Raw genomic sequence first — 23,624 nt, 5'->3', positions numbered from 1 at the left:
GTGCGCCTGCCCATTTCTCGTTCCGGTTACGTCGCAAACTCCGGATACCGTTCGATTGATTACAACGCGCCGGCACGCCCGAGCCGGGGCCGGTTGTAACATGCGCGGTGATGAATCGGAGCAACCCTGACGGAGCAAACCCATGGAGCCGGTAGGTATCTATGCTTCTGTATCGATTGGCAGGACACAGTTGAGCCGATTCTATGCCGACTGGGGTGATGCGCTGATCGACGATGTTCGATGCATCCTGGGTGGTAAGCCGGGGCTGCAGCCGGACAGTCAGGGCGGATTCGTGGATCCGGCAACCGGGTGGTATCACCATCCCGGCAACAAACTGGTGATCCGGTACGACGAAGCCACGGAGACGCTGTTCTATTTCTACCAGCTCGAATTACGCGATCCGGACAGCATGGCCGGCATTCCGTCCTTTCAGGCATTCACCCGCATTGCGGGGTATCGGGACGAAGCCGGTGCGGACTATGTCGCGTTTTCGCCGAGTGCGCCGAATTTCCTGAGCGACCGGCTCTGGCGTGTCTATCAATTCACGCATGACGGGCTGCGCACGATTGCGATCGATGCACTTCCGGGCGATCGACAACGCGAGATGGACAGGTTGTCCTGGCAATACTACTGGGGGCCGATCGAAGCGATGTTCCAGAGGGCGGACCGACGCGAGGACGTTTCCTATTTCAATCACTTCTTTCCGCAGCATTGCCTTGATCGGCAGCTTCTGTCCTTGCTGAATGTCGACATGCCTATCGACGATCCGCGAATGACGCCGGCGCCTTATCCGCGCGGTTACTGAAGGCGCGTCAATCGCACCGCGTCTCGATCCACCGCCTCAGCGCCGATAGATGAATTCCAGATCGGTCGATTCCCCGACCTTGAAATCGTACGTACCGACACGCGTGAACCCTGCCTTCTCATAGAAGGCAATCGCCTTCGCGTTGCCGGACCACACGCCAAGCCATACCGGGCCGGGCCGCTCCGTTGCCAGATAGTCCAGCGCGGAGTCGAACAGGGCGCGCCCGGCGCCGGTTCCTTGCGTACCCCGCCGAAGGTAGATCTGATGGATCTCGCCCGAACCTTCTGCGACGTCCGGGTGCGGGAGCTTGCACGGCCCCGCGTGCGCATAGCCCACTAGCGTGCCGTCGTCGCTTTCAGCGACCCATGTGCGGCATTCGGGATCGTTGAGCTGGTCCGTGATCGTTTCTACCGAGTAGGTTCGAGCCTCGTACGCAGCCAGGTCGTTCGGCGGGTAGTCGATGCCGAATCCGTCCTGCAGAAAGGTTTCGCGGAACGTGTCGCGCTTCAATTCGGCAAGCGGGATGGCATCGGACAGGGTTGCAACGCGGATCAACATGAAGGATGGCTCGGTTCGTTGGTCGGGCAGACAGTTTAGCCCGGGTGACGTCGGGCTCGCGCGCATCCGGTCGACCCGCGTGTACGGCGTGTGAAAGGTTGGGGGGAGCCTGACCGTCTCGGCGATCCGCATCACACGCTCCGTGGCCATGTCGATGACGAAGACGGTGGTTGACCTTCGGCGGACATGCTAGGATTTTCCGCAAACAACCTCGGAGACTGCCATGCCGTTCATCTGCGAAAACGTTGAATGCCGCGCCGTGCTCGCTCGCGGGCAGGTCAGGCCCCGTCAGGAGGACGCGGGCTGGTGCTTCTACTGCCCGGACTGCAAAGCCAGGAACGAGTTGATGTACGTCGACACGGCCGGCGGTGCTGTCGAACTGATTCAGCCGGAGCGCGCGAGCCCGCCGCACAAGGTGGTGGCGACGGCTCGACCGCTTGAGGATGGCAAGTACGCAGCGCAGCTGAGCGTTCAGCGGGCGCTTGCCGTGAAGGGGACGTATGCGGCCGAGGAACACTGGGATCAGCTCGGTGTGTTCGGCGACGCGCAGGAAGCCGTCGAGCATGCGAGGTCTTTCGCGACCGACCTACTGCAGCGAGCGGCGTAGTCGATATCGTTCGGTTAACGAAGAAGAGGCGTGCGCATTCATGCGTGACGCCTCTTCGTGTTGTCCGCTACGCGTCCGTCAGTTGTAGATATCGAACGAGAAATACTTCTTCGCGATCCGCTGGTACGTCCCGTCCTGGATCAGGCTCGCAAGCGCCTGGTTGATCTGCGTACGCAGCGCGTCGTCATCCTTGCGCACGCCGATCGCCGAACCCACGCCGAGCGTCTTCGGGTCGTGCAGCGGCGGCCCCGCGAATTCGAAGTTCGCGCCCTTCGCGGTTTTCAGGAAACCGAGGTCGGCCTGCACCGACGATTGCAGCGATGCATCGAGCCGTCCCGACAGCAGGTCCTGGTAGACGAGATCCTGCGTCTGGTACGTGCGGACGATCACGCCCTTCGGCTCCCAGTACGTGCGCGCGTAAGTCTCCTGCGTCGAACCCTGCTCGACGCCGACGCTCTTGCCCCGCAGCGATTCGGGCGTCGGCTGCAGGTTCGAGCCGCGCCGCGCGACGAGCCGGGGCGGAACGTTGTTGATCTTGTCGGTGAATGCGATCTGCGCGAGGCGCTTCTCGGTCACGCTCATCGACGACAGCACGCCGTCGAACTTGCGCGCCTTCAGCGCCGGGATCATCCCGTCGAACGCGTTCTCGACCCACACGCAGCGCACCTTCATCCGTTCGCAGATCGCATTGCCGAGATCGATGTCGAAACCGACGAGCTTGCCGTCGGGCGCGAGCGATTCGAACGGCGCATAACTGGGGTCGACGCCGAGGCGCAGGACTGCCGGGTCCTTCGCGGCGGCGGCGCCTGCCGTCAGCGCGAGCGCAATGGCGAGAACGAGCTTTTTCATGATTGTCTCCAATACCGGTCGATGTTGTATGTGGTGAAGCGAACTGGCGGCCGACAGGCGTGACTGCCCGCGCCCGGCCACGCGCGGGCGGCTGGACGCTTTGCCGGAAGCGGCCGGCGAAGCGTCCGGATTCGAAAGGGGGCTTTAGCGGGCGGCGCCGGTGAGGCGCGCCATGCTGTGCCGGTAGCCGGCGGGCGAGAACGCGGCGTTCAGCGCGGCCATCGCGGCGATCACGCCGAGATGCATCCACCAGGCGGTCGCGAAGCCGCCGCCCGCGTCGCGCAGCCAGCCGATCAGCCAGGGGCTCGCCGCGACGGTCAGGAAGCCGATGCCCTGCACGAACGCGGCGAGCGCGCCCGCGAGCCGCGCATCGGGCAGGTGGTCGAGCGTGACGATCAGGCTCATCGAGAAGAAGCCGCCGAGACCGAGGCCGACGCATGCGACCCAGAACCACGGCGCGAACGCGGGCAGCGTCGCGAACCCGGCGAAGCCGGCCGCCTGCAGCGCGAGCGTGAGCCACAGCACGGCGCGGCGGTCGGGCGAACCTTTGGCGAGCAGCGGCATCGCGAGCGCGCCGGTCGCCTGGAACAGCGCCATCCACGCAAGCAGGTTGCCGCTCGCTTGCGGGCTCATGCCGATGCTGCGGTAGAACGCGGGCAGCCATGCGACGAGGCTGGCGTAGCCGCTGTTGCTGAGCCCGAAGAACAGCGCGAGCTGCCACGCGCGCGGAATGCGGGCGAACGCGGTGAGCGGCGCTGTCGCGGCCATCGCGTGCACGGTGTCGCGCGGTGCCTTCGCGCGCCACAGCGCGAGCGTGACGAGCGCGGGCACGGCCCATACGGCGAGCGCGAGATGCCAGCCGCCGTGCGCGGCGAGCCACGGGCTCGCGACTGCGCCGAAGGCGCCGCCGCCCACCAGCGCGGCCGAATAGAGGCCCATCGCGAGCGGCAGCCGGCCGGCGAACCAGCGCTTCGCGAGGCCGGGCACGAGCGCCTGGATCACGGCGACGCCGGCGCCCGCGACGACGGCGGTCGCGATCAGGCCGGCGCTGCCGTCCGTCCACAGGCGCGCCGTGCAGCCTGCCGCGATCAGCGCCAGCGCGACGGTCAGCGCGCGCTGCTCGCCGACGCGTCGCGCGAGCCCGACACCGACTCCGGCGACGATACCCATCAGCACGAACGGCAGCGTGGTCAGCAGCGCGGCCGCGCGAAAGCCGAGGCCGGTGTCGGCGCGCACGACGTCGAGCACGGGGCCGAACGCGGTCAGGAACGGACGCAGGTTGAGGCCGGCCAGCACCAGCAGCGCGAGCGCGCCATAGGACACGGAAGCCGCATGCGGGCGGCGGACAGCTTGCGCGGTGCCGGGGTCGGACATCGGGGTGCTCCAGGGAGGGGCCGTTGGCCCTGTGATGCGATGCCGAAAGGGTAAGCGCGCGCTACGCCAGGTGAAAATTAAATATTCGACTGGGAATCAGTGCGGAATGCGATGGCCAGGCGGAGTGGGCTTGCCGTCGGTCATCGAGGCTCGATTGGCTTTGGCGTTGGAGGTGTTGCCCGTCAGAACCCGGGATCGCTGCCCCGAGGCTGACAATCGACGCGCCGATAGTGACGGCGCGTCGCACAATCAAGGAGATTCGTCGTTTGTTGAAGAGGGCGATTGTTACGCGAATCGCTAAATTTCGTATTTCTCGCGGGCCGCCACAAGCGCCCGAATGCGCGCGCGATCGTCCGCCGTCTCCGGCGTAAAGATCACGAGCGTCTGGTCGGGCCGGCCGCTCACGGCGAACGCCGAGTATTCGAGCGCGATTCGCCCGACGGCAGGATGGTGGATCTCCTTGGTCCCTTCCTCGTGCGAGCGGATATCGTGGTCGCGCCACAGCGCGTCGAACTCGGCGCTCGTCGCGCGCATCTCGTCCACGAATGCCTGCACGGCCTGCGTCGCGCCGCCGCGCGCGACGTCGGCGCGAAACGCGCCCACCGCGAACTGCGCGACGCGTGCCCAATTCGCTTGCACGCCGCGCACGTGCGGATCGACGAAGATGAGCCGCAGGATGTTGCGCCGTTCCGGCGATAACGTCGCGTAGTCGGTCAGCGTCGCGGCCGCCGCGTTGTTCCACGCGACGACGTCCCACGTCGCCGAGCGCACGATCGCGGGGCTCGCATCGAGCGAATCGAGCACGTGCTGCACGCGCGGCGACACGTGGTCGGTCGCGTGATAGCGCACCTCCGGCGGATGGCCGACACCGATCAGGAACAGGTGCTCGCGTTCGGCGTCGTTCAGCAGCAGCGCGCGGGCGAGCCGGTCGAGCACGTCGGCCGACGGCGCGCCGCCGCGCCCCTGTTCGAGCCACGTGTACCACGCGGCACTCACGTGCGCGCGCTGCGCGACTTCCTCGCGCCGCAGGCCCGGCGTGCGGCGCCGCGTGGCCGGCAGCCCGAGCGCGGCGGGGTCGAGTTTCTCGCGGCGGTCCCGCAGGTACGCGCCGAGCAGGTTGTCGGGGGCGTCAGCCATATCCTGTTAGTTCGTTTACCGGTAAACCGTCACGACTTCACCGCGAGCGGCCGTCGACAGATAGTAAGCCTCCATGCCATCCGGAGGTACTGAACATGCGTGTCTTTGTTACTGGAGCGTCGGGATTCGTCGGCTCTGCCGTGGTTGCCGAACTCGTGGCCGCCGGGCACTCGGTGCTCGGTCTCGCGCGGTCCGACGCGACCGCCGCGTCGGTTGCGGCGGCGGGGGCCGACGTCCATCGCGGGTCGCTGGAGGATCTCGACAGCCTCACGCGCGGCGCCGAAGCCGCCGATGCGGTGATCCACACGGGATTCAATCACGACTTCTCGCGCTTCGCGCAGAACTGCGAACTCGACCGTCGCGCAATCGAGACGATCGGCGCGGCACTCGCGGGCTCGGCGCGGCCGCTGGTCGTCACGTCGGGCCTGGCGCTCGTCGCGCCCGGCCGTGCGGCGACGGAAGACGATCCGCACGTGCCGGTGTCGTCGGTCTATCCGCGTGCGTCGGAAGCGGCCGCGGTCGCCCTGGAGGCGAGCGGCGTGCATGCATCGGTCGTGCGTCTGCCGCCGTCGGTGCACGGCGACGGCGATCACGCCTTCGTGCCGCGCCTGATCGCGTTCGCGAGGGAGAAGGGGGTATCGGCCTTTGTCGGCGATGGCGGCAACCGCTGGCCTGCCGTGCACCGGCTCGATGCGGCGCGCGTGTACCGGCTCGCGGTCGAACGCGGCGCGGCCGGCGCGCGTTATCACGCGGTCGACGATACGGGCGTGCCGTTCCGCGACATCGCGGACGTGATCGGCCGGCGGCTCGACGTGCCGGTCGTCGCGAAAACGGCGGCCGAAGCCGGCGAGCACTTCGGCTGGTTCGCGATGTTCGCGGGGATGGATGCGCCGGCAACGAGCGAGCGCACGCGCGCATCGCTCGGCTGGGCACCGACGCAGCCGGGGCTGCTGGCCGATATCGACCGGCCGCGGTATTTCGAAGGCTGAGCCGGCGGCGGTCGTGCGGCCGTTTGCAACGGCCGCGCTTGCCGCCCGCGTGACCCCTTTCAGACCGCGACGACGATCTTCCCGGCCTGCACGCCGGCTTCCCCGTATCGATGCGCGTGCACGATGTCGTCGAACGCGAACGTGCGATCGATCAGCGGCTTCAGCGTGCGCGGTCGCCCGCCGGGTCGCGCGTCATTCGACCGGATGCAGATCCTGAAGCAGTGTCGGCACGAGCTCCGACACGGTCGGATGGATGTGCATCGCGCGGCCGATCGTCGTGTACGGCGCGCCCGCGGCCATTACGTCGAGCATCCCGTGCACGACTTCGTCGCCCGTCACGCCGAGGATCGTCGCGCCGAGGATCGCATGGCTGTCCGCGTCGACGATCACCTTCATGAACCCCAGGCTTTCGCCTTTTTCCACCGCGCGGCCGACGCGTGTCATCGGGCGCGTGCCGACGAGCAGCCGGCGGCCCGTCTGCTTCGCTTCCGCGAGCGTCATGCCGACGCGGCCGAGCGGCGGATCGACATACATCGCGTACGCCGTGATGCGGTCGGACACCTTGCGCGGATCGTTATCGAGCAGGTTGGCCGCGACGATCTCGTAGTCGTTGTATGCGGTATGCGTGAACGCGCCGCGCCCGTTGCAGTCGCCGAGCGCCCAGATGCCGGGCACGTTCGTGCGCAACTGCTCGTCGACCTCGATGTAGCCGCGCGCGTCGGTCGCGACACCGGCACGGTCGAGCCCGAGATCGTCGGTATTCGGCACGCGTCCGACCGCGAGCAACAGGTGCGAGCCCGCGACCTCGCGGCCGCCGCCCGCGCAGTCGAGGCCGACCGCGATGCCGTCGCCGTCGCGCCGTGCGCTCAGGCAGGTCGCATCGAGCTGCACGTCGATCCCTTCGCCTTCGAGGATCTCGCGCACGGCCTGCGACACGTCCTCGTCCTCGCGGCGGATCAGGCGCGGGCCCTTCTCGACGATCGTGACCCGCGACCCGAAGCGGCGATACATCTGGCCGAATTCGAGCCCGACGTAGCTGCCGCCGACGATCACGAGGTGCGCGGGCAGGAAGTCGACGTCCATCATCGTCGAGTTGGTCAGGTACGGCACCGTGTCGAGGCCCGGCATCGCGGGCACCTGCGCGCGCCCGCCGACGTTGATGAAGATGCGTTCCGCCTCGAGCAGCGCGTCGCCCACGCGCACCGCATCGGCGCGCTCGAAGCGGGCGTGACCCTGAAACACGGTGGTGTTCGCGAGTCCGCGCACCCATTGCTCGACGCCGTGGTTCGAGCGGCCGGAGATCTGGTCCTTGCGCGCCTTCACGGCTTTCATGTCGACGGTGACGGGGCCGCCGACCGACACGCCGTATTCGCCGGCCCGCCGCGCGAGGTGCGCGGCGTACGCGCTCGCGATCAGCGTCTTGGTCGGGATGCAGCCGGTGTTCACGCAGGTGCCGCCGAAGCGGCCGCGCTCGATGATCGCGACCTTCATTCCGGCGGCGGACAGCCGCGCGGCGAGTGGCGGCCCGGCTTGCCCGGTGCCGATGACGATCGCGTCGAAGTGTTGCGTCATGACGTCCTCCTGTGCGGGTGCAGCGAGGGAAGGGGCGGGCGCAGGGTGTATGCCGTGCCGGCGGTCGCCCGACGGGCGACGAGCGCCTATGGTAGACCTGTTGACGGGGCGTCGCGAGCGGTCCCGATTCGCGCGGCGTCCCTGCATCGATCGCCCGGGGCGGCGGGGTGTCAATTCGTCGACCGCCCGGCTTTCTTTCGCGTCGGCGCGGCCTTGCTCATGCCGACTGCAAATCGAGCCGGGCAATCAACCGGTCCTGCCTGCTTTTCAGGCAGGGTGTCGAGGGATGAAAGCGAGGACGACGATTGGCAAGGTTCGGCGGATGTTTGAAATTCAGTTTCCGGAAACGCATGAATCATCCAGACCGTTGCCATAATCGTGACGCTCGCATCAACGCATGACGATTCGCATGGGGAAATGCATTTCGCGACGACTTCGATTGACTTTTTCTCGGCACGATACAACAATTGCCCGGACATTCCGTTCCGCATAATTGCGACAATTAAATAATCGAGGATGGATTCAAACGAGGGTTCCACGGGGTGCCCTTCCTTTGTCTTGCCCGCCTTTCTCGAGTCGCCTTCCGACTCCCCTGATTTCCCGATTTCTGAAAAAGCAGCATTGATTCACGCGTATGTTTCGACGCAAAACCTCGACGGGTTTTTGCGTCGTTCCCGTGAGTGCGACTGAAACATCGCGAGGGACGGTTGCGCGCACGTCATTTGCCACTTCACAATGAAGGAGAACTGCAATGTTTCTCACGAGAGTCGAGCATTCGTTAAGTGACTGCAAGTGCGCCCATCAGAATATCTACGAAACCGAGATCTACGACGGCACGTCATGGGTCGCGCATGGGCAGATGGTTGTTCTGGAAGACGCGGTGACCCACAACGGTGTGCATGCGCACAATATCGGGTACAACGGTTCCAACCATTCATTGGTATTGCAGGGCGGCACCGGTCGGCAACGCTATAACGCTCGCTTGAATCTGACGGAATGCGGCTCGGCCTTCGTGGGAACGCTGGCGGTTGCGGGTGACGCACCTCAGGCAATCCGGGGCGTTGCGCTCGCGAATGTCTTCGACACGAAACGGTATCTCAGACCCAAACCGAAAACCAAAGACGATCCGGCTGTCAAATGCGATCCGAATGCACCGTCTGTTGCCTGGGATCAATTCAGCATCAAGGCGCAGTGGATTGACAATGTTCTGACCGTTACCTATTTATTGGGCCACGTCGATGTCAGCAACCGGGTTCGCGTCACAGCCGTCGATCGCAAAAAAGGCGAAACCACGCTGGAGATGGTTCCTCAACTTGATCCACCAGGACCGCAAGACAGCTTCGTTATCACGCTTTACTCCGGAAACCGAACCTTTGGCGGCGAATACACGTCTGACGACGAAGAAGCGTATTGCTGGTTCGGCAGTTCCACGCCATCGATATCCGAGCAGCGGTCCAGGGTTTTCGCGGAAGTGCGCGAGGGTGCTGCGGCGCTGGCAACGACTGCGCGCATCTCGACGCCTCTCGAAGGCGATGCCGCCACGCGCACGCTGCAGGATCTCGACAACATATCGTCACTGACTGTCGTCACCGACAAGGACGGCAACCGGATGACCATCGATCACGCGCAGACGACCTGCGGCGGATACTTCAACAAATGCCTGGTCAACGCGCTGGACAGCAAGTGGATTGAAGGGATATACGGGCATGCCTATTCGCTTCCGGGCGGCGTCCAGAAAGTATTCAACGACAAGAAGAGCTTTTTCCAGAAGAAGGCAGTCCTCGGCACCGGGCAAATGCTGTATGACAACCTGGGCACCAGTCCGACTTACGCCGACCTGATAAAGCGCATCAAGGGCGATGCGATGAAGCAGAGCTGGAAATCGCTGGGCGATACCAAGGGCGGCGACAAAGACGAGAGCCTCGCGTATCAGGAGGCGAGCAACGCGCTCTACATCGAGGGCTATCGCGACGGCGTTCCGGAAATGCAACCGTACTTGCAGGACAACCCCAAGAAGTGGGCAGCGGACTACTTCGCGTGGCTCTCGGACGAGGCCAACCTGTTGACCTGGTCGATCCAGGTCGCCAGCAAGATGTTCGATAACGTCCGCCAGCGCATGTACGAGTGGTACGTGAAATTGCAGGTTCTGGATCCGGACGGCAATTACGGCCAGCGTTTCATGACCATCGCTTATGCGGCGCTGCTCGGTGTCAATTACTCGAAGTCACGTTGGTCCGACGATCTGAAACCATTCCTCACGAGCCTCATCGAGCAAGCGATCGCCGGCAAGGTCGATCCGACACTCATGGATCAGATCCAGCAACAAGCGGCGTTGGAAAATCAGGAACTGCTCAAGACGCTGATCACGACAACGGATTCGATTCACAATCTGGTGGACGGCATCGCCGCCGCGATTACCGAGTACCAATTGAAGAAGGGAAACCAGCCCCTATCACGGATCGCGCAGGATCCCGAGCTGCAGGGAATGATTGGTCAAAGGCTGGACGGCCAGCAATACAAGGCATGGGGCGAGCTCTCGAGGAAAGGCAAAGTCGGCGGCGTGTTGACAGTCGTGTTTTACGGCGCCTCGGCTGGATACCTTATTTACTCGCTTGCCGACAACCCCGGCAGGCCACTTACACCGAAGGAAATCATCGAGAAAATCAATCTCGGCTTGCTTGCGCTCGCGACATTGGTCAAGGGCGTGCAGAAGATGATGTCCATTGGCGTTGGAAGATTTCTCGAGAATTTTTCCAAGGCAGCGGAAGGCGGGGCGTTTCGCGCTTTCGCCGGAGACATTGCCACATGGTTCAAGGCGGGCGGGAAGATCGTTCCCGAGGGCAAACTCGGGAAAGCATTCGTGACCATTTTCGGAGAGAGTAGCGCCGAATTCATGGCACGGCGAATCGGGCCGGCGTTGGCCGTCGTCGGTATGATCCTGTCGTCCTTCATGCTTTACGACGCAATCAAATCGGGCGCGGTGAGAGAGATTGTCTTTGAAGCGTTGAATACGTTTTTTGCGCTGGCGGACGTCGTGTTCATCGGACTCGAGTTGTTCAGCGTCGGCTGGGCAGGGCCGGTGGGTCTCGCCATTGCAGTGGTCGGCGTCATTGTCATCCTCGTGCAGTTCATCTGGAACCTGATCGAACCGCCTACCCCGGCACCGGATCCGATCACCGAGTTCGTCAACGGCCCGATGGTCAACCAAGGGTTCGCTGTTTCCGCGTAACGGCAAGTGTCGAGCCCCCGCACGGCGGCTCGACCCCCACTCTCTTTCAATCGCACGTTGCCAGGAGATTGCCTTGCTGCTTACCGTTCAACGAACCGCGATTCGGCTGAGCGGGTCTTCCGACTCGGCTCCCGACTCCGTTATCGAGCAATTGGTCAACTTACTGCCTGACTACAGCGGTGGCCGCCGTCTGCATGCGCTACTGGTCAATCGGCTGAAGGGAGCGCTGCCCGGCAATTATTCACAGATATTCGGAACGGGGCCGTCGTTTCGCAGCATTTTCTTCGCCGATTACCAACCGGATCCACTGCTGCCGCTCATGTCCGACATGGGTCTCGATGACGGCTGGTGGGCGAATTTCTCTGTCGCGGTACTGTGCCAGTCGATTCAGGATCTTGGCAGTCGGATTCGAGGGCAAATGAGAGCGGACAAAATCAATCATGACGTTGCTTCGTTCAACGCGACGGTGCGCGGCCGCTGCGCGCGGCCCTACGCACGCGTCCTCGCAGCCAGTTTTCCGCCGTTGATCAATCTGTTGAATCAGGTCGACCATGCAACGGCCAGACAGCAGTTTCACGACGCGTTGCTCGGCAACGTCATCAATCGGCAGCTGTGGTACCAGGCGGGTATGTGGACAAGCCCGGATTGGGAGATGTTCAACCAATATGCGAAATACATCGCATTAGGCGCGGATGACGCCCAAGTGGATGCATTGATCGATGAACTGACTGCAGCGGGCCTGCCGATCCCGCCACAGGTCAATCGCAGCAACTGGCGAGGCTATGCCGAAGCACTGCGCGACAAACCCGATATCGACCTCGACGATGTCGGCGGCGATACGGCGAAACCCATTCAGGAAACCACTTATCTTCCCAGCTATGGTCGAGGCATGCCCGCACGGATGCCGAATGGCAACTGCTATGAGTTCACCGCCGGTGGTCAGCCGGGAAGTCCCTTTCGGGCTCCGCCAAGCAGTTGCTGCTTGACCGGCGACACGGAAGTCCTCTCGGGGGCAGGGGTTCCGGTGCCGCTGAATCAGGTAAAACCGGGCGATACCGTGATGACGCGTGACGGTGCGGCTGTCGTGGCTTTTGTCGCTCGACCTCAACTCGGCGAACGGAAACTCTATCGGATCAACGGCGGTGGCCCCGTGTTTACCGATACGCATCCTTTCCTGAATGCGTCCGCGTCCGATTCCCGTGCAACGGCCCCCGCGATTCTTGCCGCCGATCCGTCACATCTGGCCTGGATGGTACCGACACTGAGCGAAGACGGCATAGGAAAACTGACCACGGGATGTGTGCTGACCGGCCGTCGCCCCGAGTCAAGCGAGTCGTTTCCGGTGGACGTGACCACGGTAGAGCCGGTGCCTCGGGGAACTGGCGACGACTACTTGTACGACCTGAATCTTCTTGTCACGACAGGCGCCAGACAGGAATTCTGGGCCGGCAAGGACGGCCGGTTCTATCTCGTGTCGCCGGAATTCCCCGTGCTGGCTCAGGCGGGCGCGGCTGCCGTCGCGGTGGTTGCCGCGCTAGAGGGGCTGATTGCTGCGGGCGGCCCGACGCTCTCCGGTTGGCCGGTGACAACGCGGGAACTCGTGCATCGATTTGGCGCGGCGATTTTCGATGCCGGGCTCGACGCAGCACTTCGCACGGTGCCCTCGTTTGGCTCGCCGACGCCCGTGCGGCCACTATTCGAGCGGATCGACAAGCTGTATCGGGATCTCGGTTCGGTCGACGTCGTCGGCGCCAGTGCGATCGCGGCATTCTTCGACGGATTCATGTCCACCATCGTCACGTGGCTGACGGCATCGGTGGCATTGGGCTGGAGAAAACCGGCCGAGCCCTCCGGCGAGATCGTCGTGGTCACGATATTCGATATGGCGCTGGCGCCCGGCACGCCTGTCCAGACCGCCAGCCAAATCCGGATGGAAGTTCGCGCGCAAGGACAGAGCGAATCCGCATCCACGACGATGTGGAACCGCAGCGGCAGGGCGAACACCCGTTTTCATCACTATTTCGATCAGTTGATTCACCTCGACAGAGCCAAACTGGGCGCGACGGGCGGCCTGACTTTCGCGGTCGTGATGGATGGCGCCTCCGTTCCGGCGTTGTCAGGTGCGGCTCCCCTCGTCATCGGCGATCGAGCCCATTGCTTCCAGTCGGCACAGCTTTTCGACGCGGCCGGAACGGCCGTCGGCACGATCCGATTCGATACTCGCTTGCTTACGCGGCGGACGGCCGAGGACGAATTGGCACACAGCGGTCTTTGGACAGAGGAGGCAGCCCTGGCATATTCCAACGCGCTCGGGACAGCAATGGTCGCGCCGATACTCACGACGCTCGAAGGCTTGGCCGGCAGATGATGAAGTTCCTGGATTGCTGATGCTGTCCGTTCCAGAGCGGAACGCGGGCAGAGCGCGCAGGCGAGCGCGCCGGACATGCAGTCGACCTTCCGCTGTTCGCGCCGTTCTCAGTCCTTGCGCTTCCACTGACCGAACGACACCGGCCGGTGCGCGTCTGCGCGCGTGACGGTGACGTGATCGGGCTGGTCGTCGAGCGGAAACGATTCGGTGACGATCCGGTTCGAAAACACCCAGCCATGCGTGTGCGGGTCGTAGCGGAACGTCACGTAGTCGGTCCAGTGCTGTCCGCACGCGACGAAGTTCTGCACGGTGAAATAGCGGCCTTTCACCGCGAAGCCGTTGTCGGCGGCATCGTCCGGATCGAACGGATCGCACTGGCCGCCTTCGTTCGCGCGCAGCACGACCTGGTCATTGCGCGCGGCGAGCCGGAACGCGTGGTCGGCCTGCTCCTCGAAGATCAGCAGCGGGCGCGGCGACGGCTGCTCGCGCGTATCGACCGCCCGGTGCACGACGACGAGGAAGCTGTGCCGTCCGTTGTCGAGATCCGGCCCGGCTTGCGCGAGCAGCGGCTGGTAGCCGGCCGGCAGCTGCGCGGCGATCGACTTCGGCAGGTCGCCGGCGCGGGCGCCGGGCGAAAGCACGGCGAGCAGCGAGGCGAGCACGATGGGCAGGTGGAAAACGCGCATGACGGGGTGTCCGGTCGAAAAGAGGAAGAGGGTGGCCGATCGCGCGGGGCGACAAATCCCGCCCGGGAAACGCGGTGCCCGGCACCGGATTGAGCGCGATGGGCGGCGCGGATCTCGATCATGGTGGGCGGCGCGACTGGCGCGATTGACGGGAAAGAGGGCCAGCATAGCAGCGCCACGCGGCTTTCGGCCATGCGCGAAGCGTGCCAGAATCGGCGGCTCGACCGTCGGACACGACACGCAGGCGCCGGCGCTTCGGCGTCGCTCACCAAGGAGATTTCGATGACCGCATCGGCTGCCGTACTCGCCATCCTGGCTGCGCTGTTTCTCGGCGCGATGATTCCGGGCCCGAGCTTCGTGCTGGTGGCCCGCAATGCGATCGGGCTGTCGCGCCGCGACGGGCTGGCCACCGCGCTCGGCATGGGCATCGGCGGCATCGTGTTCGGCGGCGTCGCGCTGGCCGGGCTCTACACGCTGCTGCAGGCCGTCGAATGGCTGTACGTGGGCCTCAAGGTGGCGGGCGGCGCGTACCTGATCTACATGGCGTCGAAGATCTGGCGCGGCGCCGACCGGCCGATCGCGATGGACGATCCGCAGGCGATGGGCGGCGGCAGCGCGCGCAAGTCGTTCTGGACGGGCCTCACGACCCAGCTCAGCAACCCGAAGACGGCGATCTGGTACGGCAGCATCTTCGCGGCGCTGCTCCCGCAGCATCCGCCGCTGTGGTGCTACCTGGCGCTGCCGCCGCTCGTGTTCGGCGTCGAGTTCGGCTGGTACACGATCGTCGCGCTGTGCTTCTCCACGCGCCGGCCGCGCGAGCTCTACCTGCGCGCGAAGAAGTGGGTCGACCGCGTCGCGGCCGGCGCGATCACGCTGCTCGGGCTGCGGCTGATCCTGAACGCGCCGAAAGCGGGAATCTGAGCGCTTCCATTCCTGTTCTGCATCGCACGGCGGCCGGCCATTCCAGCGGCCGGCCGCCGGCGCGCACCGCGCTTCGGCATCAGGCTTCGCTGAACCGCTCCAGCAGCGCCGCGAACCGCGCGTCGTCGGGAAACACCTTCACTTCATAACGCACCGGGCGATGCCCGGTGGCCGTCATCAGGTCGCCGCACGTGTTCAGCAGCTCGGCCATCGGTACGTAGGCCGACTGTCCGGTCGACTCGCGATGGAGCGCGACGATATCCGTCTCGGGCAGCAGCGTGTGCACGCCGTCGCTCCATACGCCGACGCTGAACAGGCTGCCGTCCTGGCGCTTGTACACCGAGTAGGTCGCCACGAAAACGTCGGTGCCGTCGCGTTCATGCACGTCGTCGAGGAGCATCCGCTGATCCTGGTAGTCGCCCGCGAGCTCGCCGATGCGCAGCGCGGCCAGCTTCGTTTCGAGCCCTTCCGGCACGAAACGCCGCCACGCGGTGCCGTCCCAGCGCAGCATCAGCGGCGGCAGCGGGCGCGGCTGCGCCTGCGCCTGTTCGGCGAGGTCGACCATGGCGGCGAGCCCGGCCGGATTGCGGTCGCCGGTGAGCAGCAGCACCGCGCGGTTCGGTGCCATCACGACCGGCGCGCCGGCGATCGGCTGCCGGTGGAGCAGGTCGGTCAGCAGCAGCCGCGCCGCGTCGTAGGAATCGTTGAATTGCGACAGGAACACCCCGTTCGGCAGCGCGGCCCACGGCGCCGACGATTCGGCCCGCAGGTTGTCGATCGCGATCTCGCATGCGTCGTCGAACGAGATGCCCCATTCGTCGAGCGTCGAGGTCGGCAGGCGCGCGATGTTGAACTCGCCGTCGTACGCGATGCCGATTTCGATGTTCTCGCACAGCGGCCGGAATGCCAGTTCCGTTACGCCGGGCTGCCCGGCCAGTTGCAGCGCGGTCACGCCGCGCTCGGTCGCGCTGCGGATCACGGGCCGCAGCTTCGCGCGTGCCGCGGCGAAATCCTCGGGGATCTCGTGCTGCATCATCGCGCTCGCTTGCCGTTTCAGCACGGTGTCGCGCTCGGACGGCTTCGCGGCCGCGTAGTCGCGGAACAGGTTGTGCAGGTTGATGATGGTCGACGGAGCATCCGACTGGACGAGACAGCCTTTCTCGTCCTCGTGGCGCCAGGTGCGCGTGTCGCCCGATGCGCGCAGCGTGGCGATCAGGCGTTCGGCGAAGGCCTGCGGGGTCGGCGGTTTGCCGAAACGGTCGCGCAGGCGCGTGACGAGGTTGGCAAGCATCGTGTGCGGTCGGGCCGGGCCCGTTTGTTGTTCGTTGTGGGTCGGTGGCACCCGGTCTCGGGGGCGCAGCCCGCGGCCGGCACGCGTGGCCCGACGGGTGCTGCGATGGTAGCGCAACGCGGCGGGTCTCGGCGGCCCGAATTCGCAACCGGCGGGCGATGCGGCGGCGGGCAAGGGCGGCAGAACCGTCGCCGCGGCAACCCCCGGCCGCCCGCCAAGCCTTGTGTGGCGGGCGTTCGCGAGTGCCGCACGCGCCACCGGGCGGTGGCGCTTCCCCGATTCTGGCGGTCGACCTCCCGGCGACGTGTAAACTGCTGCCTTTTTTGACGGTTTGCAGCATGGTGCAAGCACCTTCGCGCCCGGCGCTGAGCGGCCCGGCGCTCGTCCGGCTGCTCGCGCGCCTGGCCGATGCCGACGTCGCGGAATCCCGGCAGACGCTGTCCGACCGGCTGAGCCAGTGGCTCGGCTGGACCGATGCGATCACGCTGTCGTCCGCGCTGAATGCGAGTCCGCCCGGCGTCGCGGCCGGCGTGCGCGGTTACGACGCGGAGCGCGACTGCGCGCGCGTGCGCCACGAGCTCGCGCAGGCGATCACGGCCGCCAACCGGCCGCGTGCGCGGCGCCGGCCCGGCGATCCGCCGCCGCCGGCCGCCGACACGGCCGATTTCGCGGACTTCCGCCAGCGTTACCTGTCCCTGCAGCAGGACATGGAAACGGCGATCGGCCAGTTGCGTGGGCGCCTGCGGGTCGCGCTCGCCGCGTGCTCGTCCGGGATGGCGCGGCTCGCGACGCTCGACGCGATCATGGAGCGCGTGCTCGGCGCGCGCGAGCGCAGCCTGCTGTCGGCCGTGCCCGCGCTGCTCGGTACGCGCTTCGGGCGGCTGCGCGACGCGGAGCGGCAGGCGCTGGCCGATGCCGAAGCCGCGGCCGCAGCCGCAGCGGAATCCGCGGCCACGGCCGATCCCGCCGATGACGGCGCGGCGATCGTCAACAGCCCGGCCGTCGCGGCGATCGTGCCAGGCGCATGGCTCGATACGTTTCGCGACGAGATGCAAAGCATCCTGCTTGCCGAACTCGAAGTCCGGTTTCAAACGGTAGACGGGCTGCTCGCGGCCCTTCGCACCTGCTAATCAACACGCTATGTCCAGAATTCGCCTTGATCTCGTTGTCTTCGTCGCCGGTCTGCTCGCTGTGGGCTGGATCGGCGTCGGCTATGTCGCGTCGAACCCGCTGGCGTCGGCCGTCACGCTGCTGATCGCCGCGTGCTACGTCGCCGGCGCATGGGAACTGCTGCGCTACCGGCAGGCCACCGCCACGCTGTCGCACGCGGTCGCCGGCCTGACCGAGGCGCCCGCGAAGCTCGACACGTGGCTCGATACGTTGCACCCGGGCCTGCGCGGCGCCGTGCGCGCGCGGGTCGAAGGCGCGCGCGTCGCGCTGCCGGGCCCGTCGCTCACGCCTTATCTCGTCGGCCTGCTCGTGCTGCTCGGCATGCTCGGCACGTTGCTCGGGATGGTCGTCACGCTGAAGGGCACGGGCGCCGCGCTCGAAAGCGCGACCGATCTCGACGCGATCCGCGCGTCGCTGATCGCGCCGGTGAAGGGCCTCGGCTTCGCATTCGGCACGTCGATTGCCGGCGTCGCGGCGTCCGCGATGCTCGGCCTGCTGTCCGCGCTCGTGCGCCGCGAGCGGATCGACGCGGCCCAGCAGCTCGACGCGAAGATCGCGACGACGCTGCGTGTGCACTCGTCCGCGCATCAGCGCGACGAGTCGTTCCGGCTGCTGCAGCGCCAGGCCGACGTGATGCCGGCGCTGGTCGACCGCCTGCAGACGATGATGACGTCGCTCGAGGCGCGCAGCGTCGCGCTGCACGATCGCCAGATCGAAAGCCAGCAAGCGTTCTTCGATCGGACCGAGCGCGCGTATGCGGGCCTCGCGTCGAATGTCGGGGACGCGCTGAAGGAAAGCGCCGCCGAAAGCGCGCGCGTGGCCGGTGCCGCGCTGCAGCCGGTCGTCGCCGCGACGATGACGGGGCTCGCGCAGGAGATGGCCGCGCTGCGCGACACCGTGACGGGCGCCGTGCAGCGTCAGCTCGACGGGCTGACGGACGGCTTCGAGAAGACCACCGGCAACGTGACGGCCGTCTGGAGCCGCGCGCTCGACGAACAGCGCCGCGCGGGCGATGCCGTCGCACAGCAGTTGCAGACGACGCTCGGCCAGTTCACCGAGACCTTCGCGCAGCGTTCGACGGACCTGCTCGACGGCGTCGCGACGCGCCTCGAATCGACCGAAAGCCGCCTGTCGGATGCCTGGCGCGATGCGCTGGTGCGCCAGGAGCAGGTCGGCGAGACGCTGGCCGGCCAGCATGCGCGTGCGCTGGGCGAGGCCGCCGCGACGTTCGAACGCCATTCGGGCGCGACGCTTGCCGCGATGCGCGAGTCGCACGCGGGGCTGCAGACCGAGCTGGCCGCGCGCGACGAACGGCGCCTCACCGCGTGGAACGAATCGCTGGCCGCGATGGCCGCGAAGCTCGGCGACGAATGGCAACGCGCAGGCGAGCACAGCGCGGGCCGTCAGCAGGAAATCTGCGATGCACTCGCGCAAACGACGCGCGACCTGACCGCGCAGGCTTCGGCTTTCGAGCAGCGCTCGAACGACCTGCTGTCGACGATTCGCGAGTCGCACACGGGTTTGCAGGCGCAACTGGCGGCGCGCGACGAACAACGCCTCACCGCGTGGAACGAATCGCTGGCCGCGATGGCCGCGAAGCTCGGCGACGAATGGCAACGCGCAGGCGAGCACAGCGCGGGCCGTCAGCAGGAAATCTGCGACGCACTCGCGCAAACGACGCGCGACCTGACCGCACAGGCTGCAACGTTCGAACAACGCTCGAACGACCTGCTGTCGACGATTCGCGAGTCGCACACGGGCCTGCAGACGCAACTGGCGGCGCGCGACGAGGAACGTCTCACCGCGTGGAACGAATCGCTGGCCGCGATGGCCGCGAAGCTCGGCGACGAATGGCAGCGTGCGGGGGTACACAGCGCGGGCCGTCAGCAGGAAATCTGCGACGCACTGGCGCAAACGACGCGCGACCTGACCGCGCAGGCTTCGACCTTCGAACAGCGCTCGAATGACCTGCTGTCGACGATCCGCGATTCGCACACCGGTCTGCAGACGCAACTGGCCGCGCGCGACGAAGAACGCCTCACCGCGTGGAACGAATCGCTCGCCGCGATGGCCGCGAAGCTGGGCGACGAATGGCAACGCGCAGGCGTGCACAGCGCGGGCCGTCAGCAGGAAATCTGCGACGCACTCGCGCAAACGACGCGCGACCTGACCGCACAGGCTGCAACGTTCGAACAACGCTCGAACGACCTGCTGTCGACGATCCGCGATTCGCACACGGGCTTGCAGACGCAACTGGCCGCCCGCGACGAACAACGCCTCGCCGCGTGGAACGACTCGCTCGCCGCGATGGCGGCCGCGCTGCGCGACGAATGGGCGCACACGAGCGCGCAGGCCGCGACGCGCCAGCAGGACATCTGCGACACGCTGGCCCGCACCGCGAACGACATCACCGCGCAGGCGCAGGTGCATGCGAGCGACACGATCAACGAGATCGCGCGCCTCGTGCAGGCTGCGTCGGAGGCGCCGAAGGCCGCGGCCGACGTCGTCGCCGAGCTGCGCCAGCGCCTGTCCGACAGCCTGGTACACGACACCGCGATGCTCGAGGAACGCAGCCGCCTGCTCGCGACGCTCGAAACGCTGCTCGGCGCGGTCAATCACGCGTCGACCGAACAGCGCACCGCGATCGACGCGCTCGTCAGCACGTCGGCCGACCTGCTCGACCGCGTCGGGGCGCGCTTCAACGACACCGTCGACGCCGAAACGCGCAAGCTCGACTCGGTGGCCGCGCAAGTCACGGCGGGCGCGGTCGAAGTCGCGAGCCTCGGCGATGCGTTCGGGATGGCCGTGCAGGTGTTCGGCGAGTCGAACGACAAGCTGCTGACCCACCTGCAACGCATCGAGGCCGCGCTCGAGAAGTCGCTCGCGCGCAGCGACGAGCAGCTCGAGTACTACGTCGCGCAGGCGCGAGAGGTGATCGACCTGAGCATGATGTCGCAGAAGCAGATCGTCGAAGACCTGCAGCAGCTCGCCGGCCGGCGGGCGTCCGTCGGAGCGTAACGCATGCACGACGAAATCGACGGCGGCGCGTCCTCCGCGCCGGTGTGGCCCGCGTTCGCCGACCTGATGTCGGTGCTGCTCGGCGCGTTCGTGCTGATCCTCGTCGGCGTGATCGGCATGCAGTTGCAGCTCACGTCGAAGCTCGAGGAAGCCGTGCGCGCGCGCCAGCAGGAAGCGCAGCAGCGCAAGTCGCTCGAGCAGGCGCTCGCCGGGCCGCTCGCGGCCGGCCGCGTGACGCTCGTGAACGGACGCATCGGCATCAGCGGCAACGTGTTGTTCGCGCTGAACTCCGACCAGTTGCAGCCCGCCGGCCGCGACCTGCTGAAGACGCTGGCCGCACCGCTCGCCGCCTACCTGAAGACACGCGACGAGATCCTGATGATCAGCGGCTTCGCCGACGACCAGCAGGTGCATGCCGGCAACCGCCAGTTCGCGGACAACTGGGAACTGTCGGCCAAGCGCGCGTTGACGGTCACGCGCGCGATGATCGACGCCGGCGTGCCGGCGTCGTCGGTGTTCGCGGCCGCGTTCGGCTCGGAACAGCCGGTCAGCTCGAATGCGGACGATGAAGGCCGCGCGAAGAACCGTCGCGTGGAGATCGCGCCGGTGCCGCGCAAGTCGGCATCGAACGGAGGGAACGCGAAGTGACCGACGACGCGACGCATGTTCGCGCGACACTCGACGCATGGCGCGAGCAGGGCGCCGACCGGCTCGACCCCGTGCGCTTTCTCCGGATCGACGCGCTCGAGCGGCGTGCGGCTGCGCTCGAAGGCAACGCGCGCGGGCTGCTCGACGCGCGGCTCGCCGCGCTGATCGAAGGCTTCGCGGCGGTCGTCGCGCGGGCCGACGAAGCGAAGGCTGCCGCGGGCGACACCGCGCAAGCCGCCGATGGAGCGGCCGGACGCGGCCCGTCGCTGGCGGCGCTCGTCGAACGGCTCGGCCGCGATGCGCAGGCCGACCGGCGCGGGCTCGATCCGGAGCTGGTCGACTACTTCCGCACGATGTGGTCGAAGGTCCGCACCGAACAGCAGTACCGCCAGTCGCTCGACCAGGTACCGCGCAACGCGGGGCCGCTCAATTCGAACAGCCTCGTGCACCGGTCGCTCGCGACGATGCGCGAGCTGTCGCCGGAATATCTGCAGCAGTTCCTGTCGTACGTCGATGCGCTCGCATGGCTCGAGGATCTCGCCGGCGGCGCCGCGCAGCCCGAGAAGGAAGCCCCGCGCGCGAAGGCGGTGAAGAAGGGCGCGCGCGCCAAGACCCGGTAGCGCGCCAGCGCGCACCGTCGCCGCCGCGTGCCGGTCACATCGACGTCAGGCCCGACGCCGGCGCGCTTTGATAGCGGGCCGCGCTGATGAATTTCGAGAAGCGTTCGCACCAGATCACGACCGACGTGTATTGCGCGGGATTCACGTCGTCGGGAAGCGCCACGACGAAATTGCCGAATGTCTTCAGGTCGCCCACGCGTACGGCGCGCGCCTTGATCGCGAGGAACGACGCTCGCGTATCGACGAAGGCCGGCACGAGATAGAGCTTGTAGTCGGGGCCCGGTGCGATGTCGCCCTCGAACGCGATCGACGAATCGGTGACGGTCAGCTTGCCGTCCGCCCAGTGCAGCGCGTCGCTGCCCGGCAGGTTGCGTTCGAAGCGGCCGGTATGGCGCGCGTTTTCCGCGGCCACTTGCAGTTCGACGGCGCTTGCGCCTTCCGTCGCCGTGAGGATCGGCAGGACGTAGATGCCCGCGGCGAACGCCGCGAGGCCCGTCGCGAGATGCGACGCGATCAGTATCCAGATTCTGGTTTTCATGTCGGACCCTTTGAACGAAAACGGAGGGTGGCGCCGGGCCACGTGCCGGTAGTCGCGCGAGCCGGTGGAATCTGACAGCCGATCGGGTTTTCGTTCAACACGCCGTTCCTGCCGGCGTGCCGCGTGGCACCTGCACCGTGACGCGACGCCGGATTTCTTCTTCGGCGAGTGTCATCTTTGCGCACGCGGCGCGACTCACTCTCCGTCGACAACATCGTCGATGCTCAGGAGAGATCAGATGAACAAGCTTGCTCTGTATGTTCTCGCGACGGTTGCCGCGACCGCTTCCGCTTCTATTTCCGTTTCCGCGTGGGCCGCGCCGCAGTCCACCGTGACGCGCGCGGAGGTGAAGGCCGAACTGGCCGCCCTGCGTGCGGCCGGCTACCGCCAGAACGGCGAAGACCCGTACTATCCGGCGCGGCTGGCGGAGGCGTTGAAGAAGGTCGGTTCGACCGGCACGTCGGCGGCCGATACCAGCGGATACGGAATGGCGGCACCGGCCGCGAGCGAATCGGGTTCGATGGCGGCCGATAGACCGATCTATCGCGGACGATGATCCGTGCCGGACGCTGCGCCCGTCGATGGGCGCGGCGTCCGATTAATCCGGACTGCGATGGACTTTATGTTGCGCAACGTCAGCGTGCTGGCGTGCCTTCGGCAATCTCCGCGCCGAACGCGTGCAACGCCTCGACCAGCGCCGCCGCGAACGGCGGATGCGCGGCGATGCCTGCCGCGTCGAGCTGGCTGCCGAGGATCGGGAGCGTGATCGACGCGCGCTCGACGATGTGCGCCGACATCACCGACAGCGTTTCCCGCAGCGCCGCGTCCGCATGCGTCGCGCGCGGCGATGCGTTCAGCACCGCGACCGGCTTGTACACGAACGCTTCGCATCCCACGACCCAGTCGAGCGCGTTCTTCATCACGCCGGTCACGCCGTGCGCGTATTCCGGGCTCGCGATCAGCACGCCGTCGGCGGCGTTCAGGCGATCGATCAGGTCGCGCACTGCGGCGGGCGACGGATATTCTGCGTCGGGGTTGAACAGCGGAAGTTCGCCGAGGCGATCGAAGCGCGTGATGTGCGTCCCGGGCGGCGCGACGCGTGCCGCCGCATCCAGCAGCGCCGCGTTATACGACTGCGCACGCAGGCTGCCGCATAACGCGACGAGGTCGATGCGGCGCTCGGAATCGGATTGGAGTTCGGTAGCCATCGAGGAGCGTGTCGTTGAGTGGTTTGCGCGAGGGGG

At 66.5% G+C, this 23,624-nt stretch carries 22 protein-coding genes; 11 read left to right on the top strand and 11 right to left on the bottom strand.

Translation table 11 applies throughout. The annotated features are described in order from the left end of the window. The first annotated feature begins 142 nt into the window (after window positions 1-142). Window positions 143-805: a hypothetical protein gene (locus tag APZ15_RS21105; RefSeq protein WP_138143386.1), complete on the top strand. Its 663-nt coding sequence runs from the start codon at window positions 143-145 to the stop codon at window positions 803-805. 36 nt (window positions 806-841) lie between these two features. Here the strand turns inward: APZ15_RS21105 and APZ15_RS21100 are convergent, their stop codons facing one another. Next, on the bottom strand, window positions 842-1,495 hold the full coding sequence (locus APZ15_RS21100; protein ID WP_226153300.1) for a GNAT family N-acetyltransferase: 654 nt from the start codon (window positions 1,493-1,495) through the stop codon (window positions 842-844). A 91-nt stretch (window positions 1,496-1,586) separates the two neighbouring features. Here APZ15_RS21100 and APZ15_RS21095 point away from each other — a divergent pair, with 91 nt between their 5' ends. Then, entirely contained in the window at window positions 1,587-1,970 is a 384-nt protein-coding gene (locus tag APZ15_RS21095; protein WP_027790859.1) for a hypothetical protein, read from the top strand. A gap of 78 nt (window positions 1,971-2,048) precedes the next feature. On the opposite strand, the gene APZ15_RS21090 is transcribed toward APZ15_RS21095, so the two are convergent. The 3 genes from APZ15_RS21090 to APZ15_RS21080 all read right to left on the bottom strand — a co-directional run bounded on the left by APZ15_RS21090 (window position 2,049) and on the right by APZ15_RS21080 (window position 5,330). Beyond that, complete coding sequence (locus APZ15_RS21090; RefSeq protein ID WP_027790860.1) at window positions 2,049-2,819, bottom strand: ABC transporter substrate-binding protein; 771 nt, start codon at window positions 2,817-2,819, stop codon at window positions 2,049-2,051. A 144-nt stretch (window positions 2,820-2,963) separates the two neighbouring features. Then, window positions 2,964-4,193 carry a cyanate transporter gene (locus APZ15_RS21085; protein WP_027790861.1) on the bottom strand — a complete coding sequence of 410 codons (1,230 nt, stop codon included), beginning with the start codon at window positions 4,191-4,193 and terminating at the stop codon, window positions 2,964-2,966. A 297-nt stretch (window positions 4,194-4,490) separates the two neighbouring features. Further along, a complete protein-coding gene (locus APZ15_RS21080; protein WP_027790862.1) occupies window positions 4,491-5,330 on the bottom strand; it encodes a helix-turn-helix transcriptional regulator in 840 nt (279 codons plus the stop codon). 95 nt (window positions 5,331-5,425) lie between these two features. On the opposite strand from APZ15_RS21080, the gene APZ15_RS21075 reads away from it, so the two are divergent. Beyond that, complete coding sequence (locus APZ15_RS21075) at window positions 5,426-6,319, top strand: SDR family oxidoreductase (RefSeq protein WP_027790863.1); 894 nt, start codon at window positions 5,426-5,428, stop codon at window positions 6,317-6,319. Between the two features lie 59 nt (window positions 6,320-6,378). Here APZ15_RS21075 and APZ15_RS42235 read toward each other — a convergent pair whose 3' ends face one another. The 3 genes from APZ15_RS42235 to APZ15_RS41055 all read right to left on the bottom strand — a co-directional run bounded on the left by APZ15_RS42235 (window position 6,379) and on the right by APZ15_RS41055 (window position 8,430). Then, a complete protein-coding gene (locus tag APZ15_RS42235) occupies window positions 6,379-6,474 on the bottom strand; it encodes a zinc-binding dehydrogenase (protein WP_370448776.1) in 96 nt (31 codons plus the stop codon). A 37-nt stretch (window positions 6,475-6,511) separates the two neighbouring features. Then, window positions 6,512-7,891 (bottom strand): FAD-containing oxidoreductase, encoded by a 1,380-nt coding sequence (locus APZ15_RS21070; RefSeq protein WP_027790864.1) that lies wholly within the window; start codon window positions 7,889-7,891, stop codon window positions 6,512-6,514. Window positions 7,892-8,061: 170 nt separating this feature from the next. Beyond that, on the bottom strand, window positions 8,062-8,430 hold the full coding sequence (locus APZ15_RS41055; protein WP_138143385.1) for a hypothetical protein: 369 nt from the start codon (window positions 8,428-8,430) through the stop codon (window positions 8,062-8,064). Window positions 8,431-8,642: 212 nt separating this feature from the next. Here APZ15_RS41055 and APZ15_RS21065 point away from each other — a divergent pair, with 212 nt between their 5' ends. Both APZ15_RS21065 and APZ15_RS41050 read left to right on the top strand, forming a co-directional pair. After that, entirely contained in the window at window positions 8,643-11,120 is a 2,478-nt protein-coding gene (locus APZ15_RS21065) for a phage tail family protein (RefSeq protein ID WP_027790865.1), read from the top strand. Between the two features lie 73 nt (window positions 11,121-11,193). Then, window positions 11,194-13,488, top strand: a complete 2,295-nt coding sequence (locus APZ15_RS41050; RefSeq protein ID WP_034196023.1) for a Hint domain-containing protein — start codon at window positions 11,194-11,196, stop codon at window positions 13,486-13,488. A gap of 107 nt (window positions 13,489-13,595) precedes the next feature. Here the strand turns inward: APZ15_RS41050 and APZ15_RS21050 are convergent, their stop codons facing one another. Then, the gene (locus tag APZ15_RS21050) at window positions 13,596-14,174 is read right to left on the bottom strand and encodes a hypothetical protein (protein ID WP_027790868.1); all 579 of its coding nucleotides are present in this window, start codon (window positions 14,172-14,174) and stop codon (window positions 13,596-13,598) included. 282 nt (window positions 14,175-14,456) lie between these two features. On the opposite strand from APZ15_RS21050, the gene APZ15_RS21045 reads away from it, so the two are divergent. Continuing rightward, window positions 14,457-15,095: a LysE family translocator gene (locus APZ15_RS21045; RefSeq protein ID WP_027790869.1), complete on the top strand. Its 639-nt coding sequence runs from the start codon at window positions 14,457-14,459 to the stop codon at window positions 15,093-15,095. Between the two features lie 79 nt (window positions 15,096-15,174). Here the strand turns inward: APZ15_RS21045 and APZ15_RS21040 are convergent, their stop codons facing one another. After that, window positions 15,175-16,386 carry a DUF1444 domain-containing protein gene (locus tag APZ15_RS21040; protein WP_027790870.1) on the bottom strand — a complete coding sequence of 404 codons (1,212 nt, stop codon included), beginning with the start codon at window positions 16,384-16,386 and terminating at the stop codon, window positions 15,175-15,177. A 338-nt stretch (window positions 16,387-16,724) separates the two neighbouring features. On the opposite strand from APZ15_RS21040, the gene APZ15_RS21035 reads away from it, so the two are divergent. From APZ15_RS21035 to APZ15_RS21020, 4 genes are read left to right on the top strand one after another with little or no spacing between them, the layout of a single operon-like run. Further along, window positions 16,725-17,516, top strand: a complete 792-nt coding sequence (locus tag APZ15_RS21035) for a DUF3348 domain-containing protein (protein WP_027790871.1) — start codon at window positions 16,725-16,727, stop codon at window positions 17,514-17,516. A 10-nt stretch (window positions 17,517-17,526) separates the two neighbouring features. Continuing rightward, window positions 17,527-20,574 (top strand): DUF802 domain-containing protein, encoded by a 3,048-nt coding sequence (locus tag APZ15_RS21030; RefSeq protein WP_027790872.1) that lies wholly within the window; start codon window positions 17,527-17,529, stop codon window positions 20,572-20,574. Window positions 20,575-20,577: 3 nt separating this feature from the next. Beyond that, window positions 20,578-21,222 (top strand): OmpA family protein, encoded by a 645-nt coding sequence (locus APZ15_RS21025; protein ID WP_021163899.1) that lies wholly within the window; start codon window positions 20,578-20,580, stop codon window positions 21,220-21,222. After that, complete coding sequence (locus APZ15_RS21020) at window positions 21,219-21,842, top strand: DUF2894 domain-containing protein (RefSeq protein WP_027790873.1); 624 nt, start codon at window positions 21,219-21,221, stop codon at window positions 21,840-21,842. The genes APZ15_RS21025 and APZ15_RS21020 overlap by 4 nt, the downstream gene beginning before the upstream one ends. Window positions 21,843-21,876: 34 nt before the next feature. Here APZ15_RS21020 and APZ15_RS21015 read toward each other — a convergent pair whose 3' ends face one another. After that, entirely contained in the window at window positions 21,877-22,380 is a 504-nt protein-coding gene (locus APZ15_RS21015; RefSeq protein ID WP_027790874.1) for a DM13 domain-containing protein, read from the bottom strand. A gap of 238 nt (window positions 22,381-22,618) precedes the next feature. Between APZ15_RS21015 and APZ15_RS21010 the strand changes: the two genes are divergently transcribed. Further along, on the top strand, window positions 22,619-22,936 hold the full coding sequence (locus tag APZ15_RS21010; RefSeq protein ID WP_027790875.1) for a DUF4148 domain-containing protein: 318 nt from the start codon (window positions 22,619-22,621) through the stop codon (window positions 22,934-22,936). Window positions 22,937-23,015: 79 nt separating this feature from the next. Here APZ15_RS21010 and APZ15_RS21005 read toward each other — a convergent pair whose 3' ends face one another. Continuing rightward, window positions 23,016-23,588, bottom strand: a complete 573-nt coding sequence (locus APZ15_RS21005; RefSeq protein WP_027790876.1) for an NADPH-dependent FMN reductase — start codon at window positions 23,586-23,588, stop codon at window positions 23,016-23,018. Between the last annotated feature and the right edge of the window lie 36 nt (window positions 23,589-23,624).

It is taken from the genome of Burkholderia cepacia ATCC 25416 (assembly GCF_001411495.1).
Lineage (GTDB): Bacteria > Pseudomonadota > Gammaproteobacteria > Burkholderiales > Burkholderiaceae > Burkholderia > Burkholderia cepacia.
The sequence above is the reverse complement of the archived record's forward strand: the minus strand, read 5'-3'. Positions and strand labels throughout refer to the sequence as shown.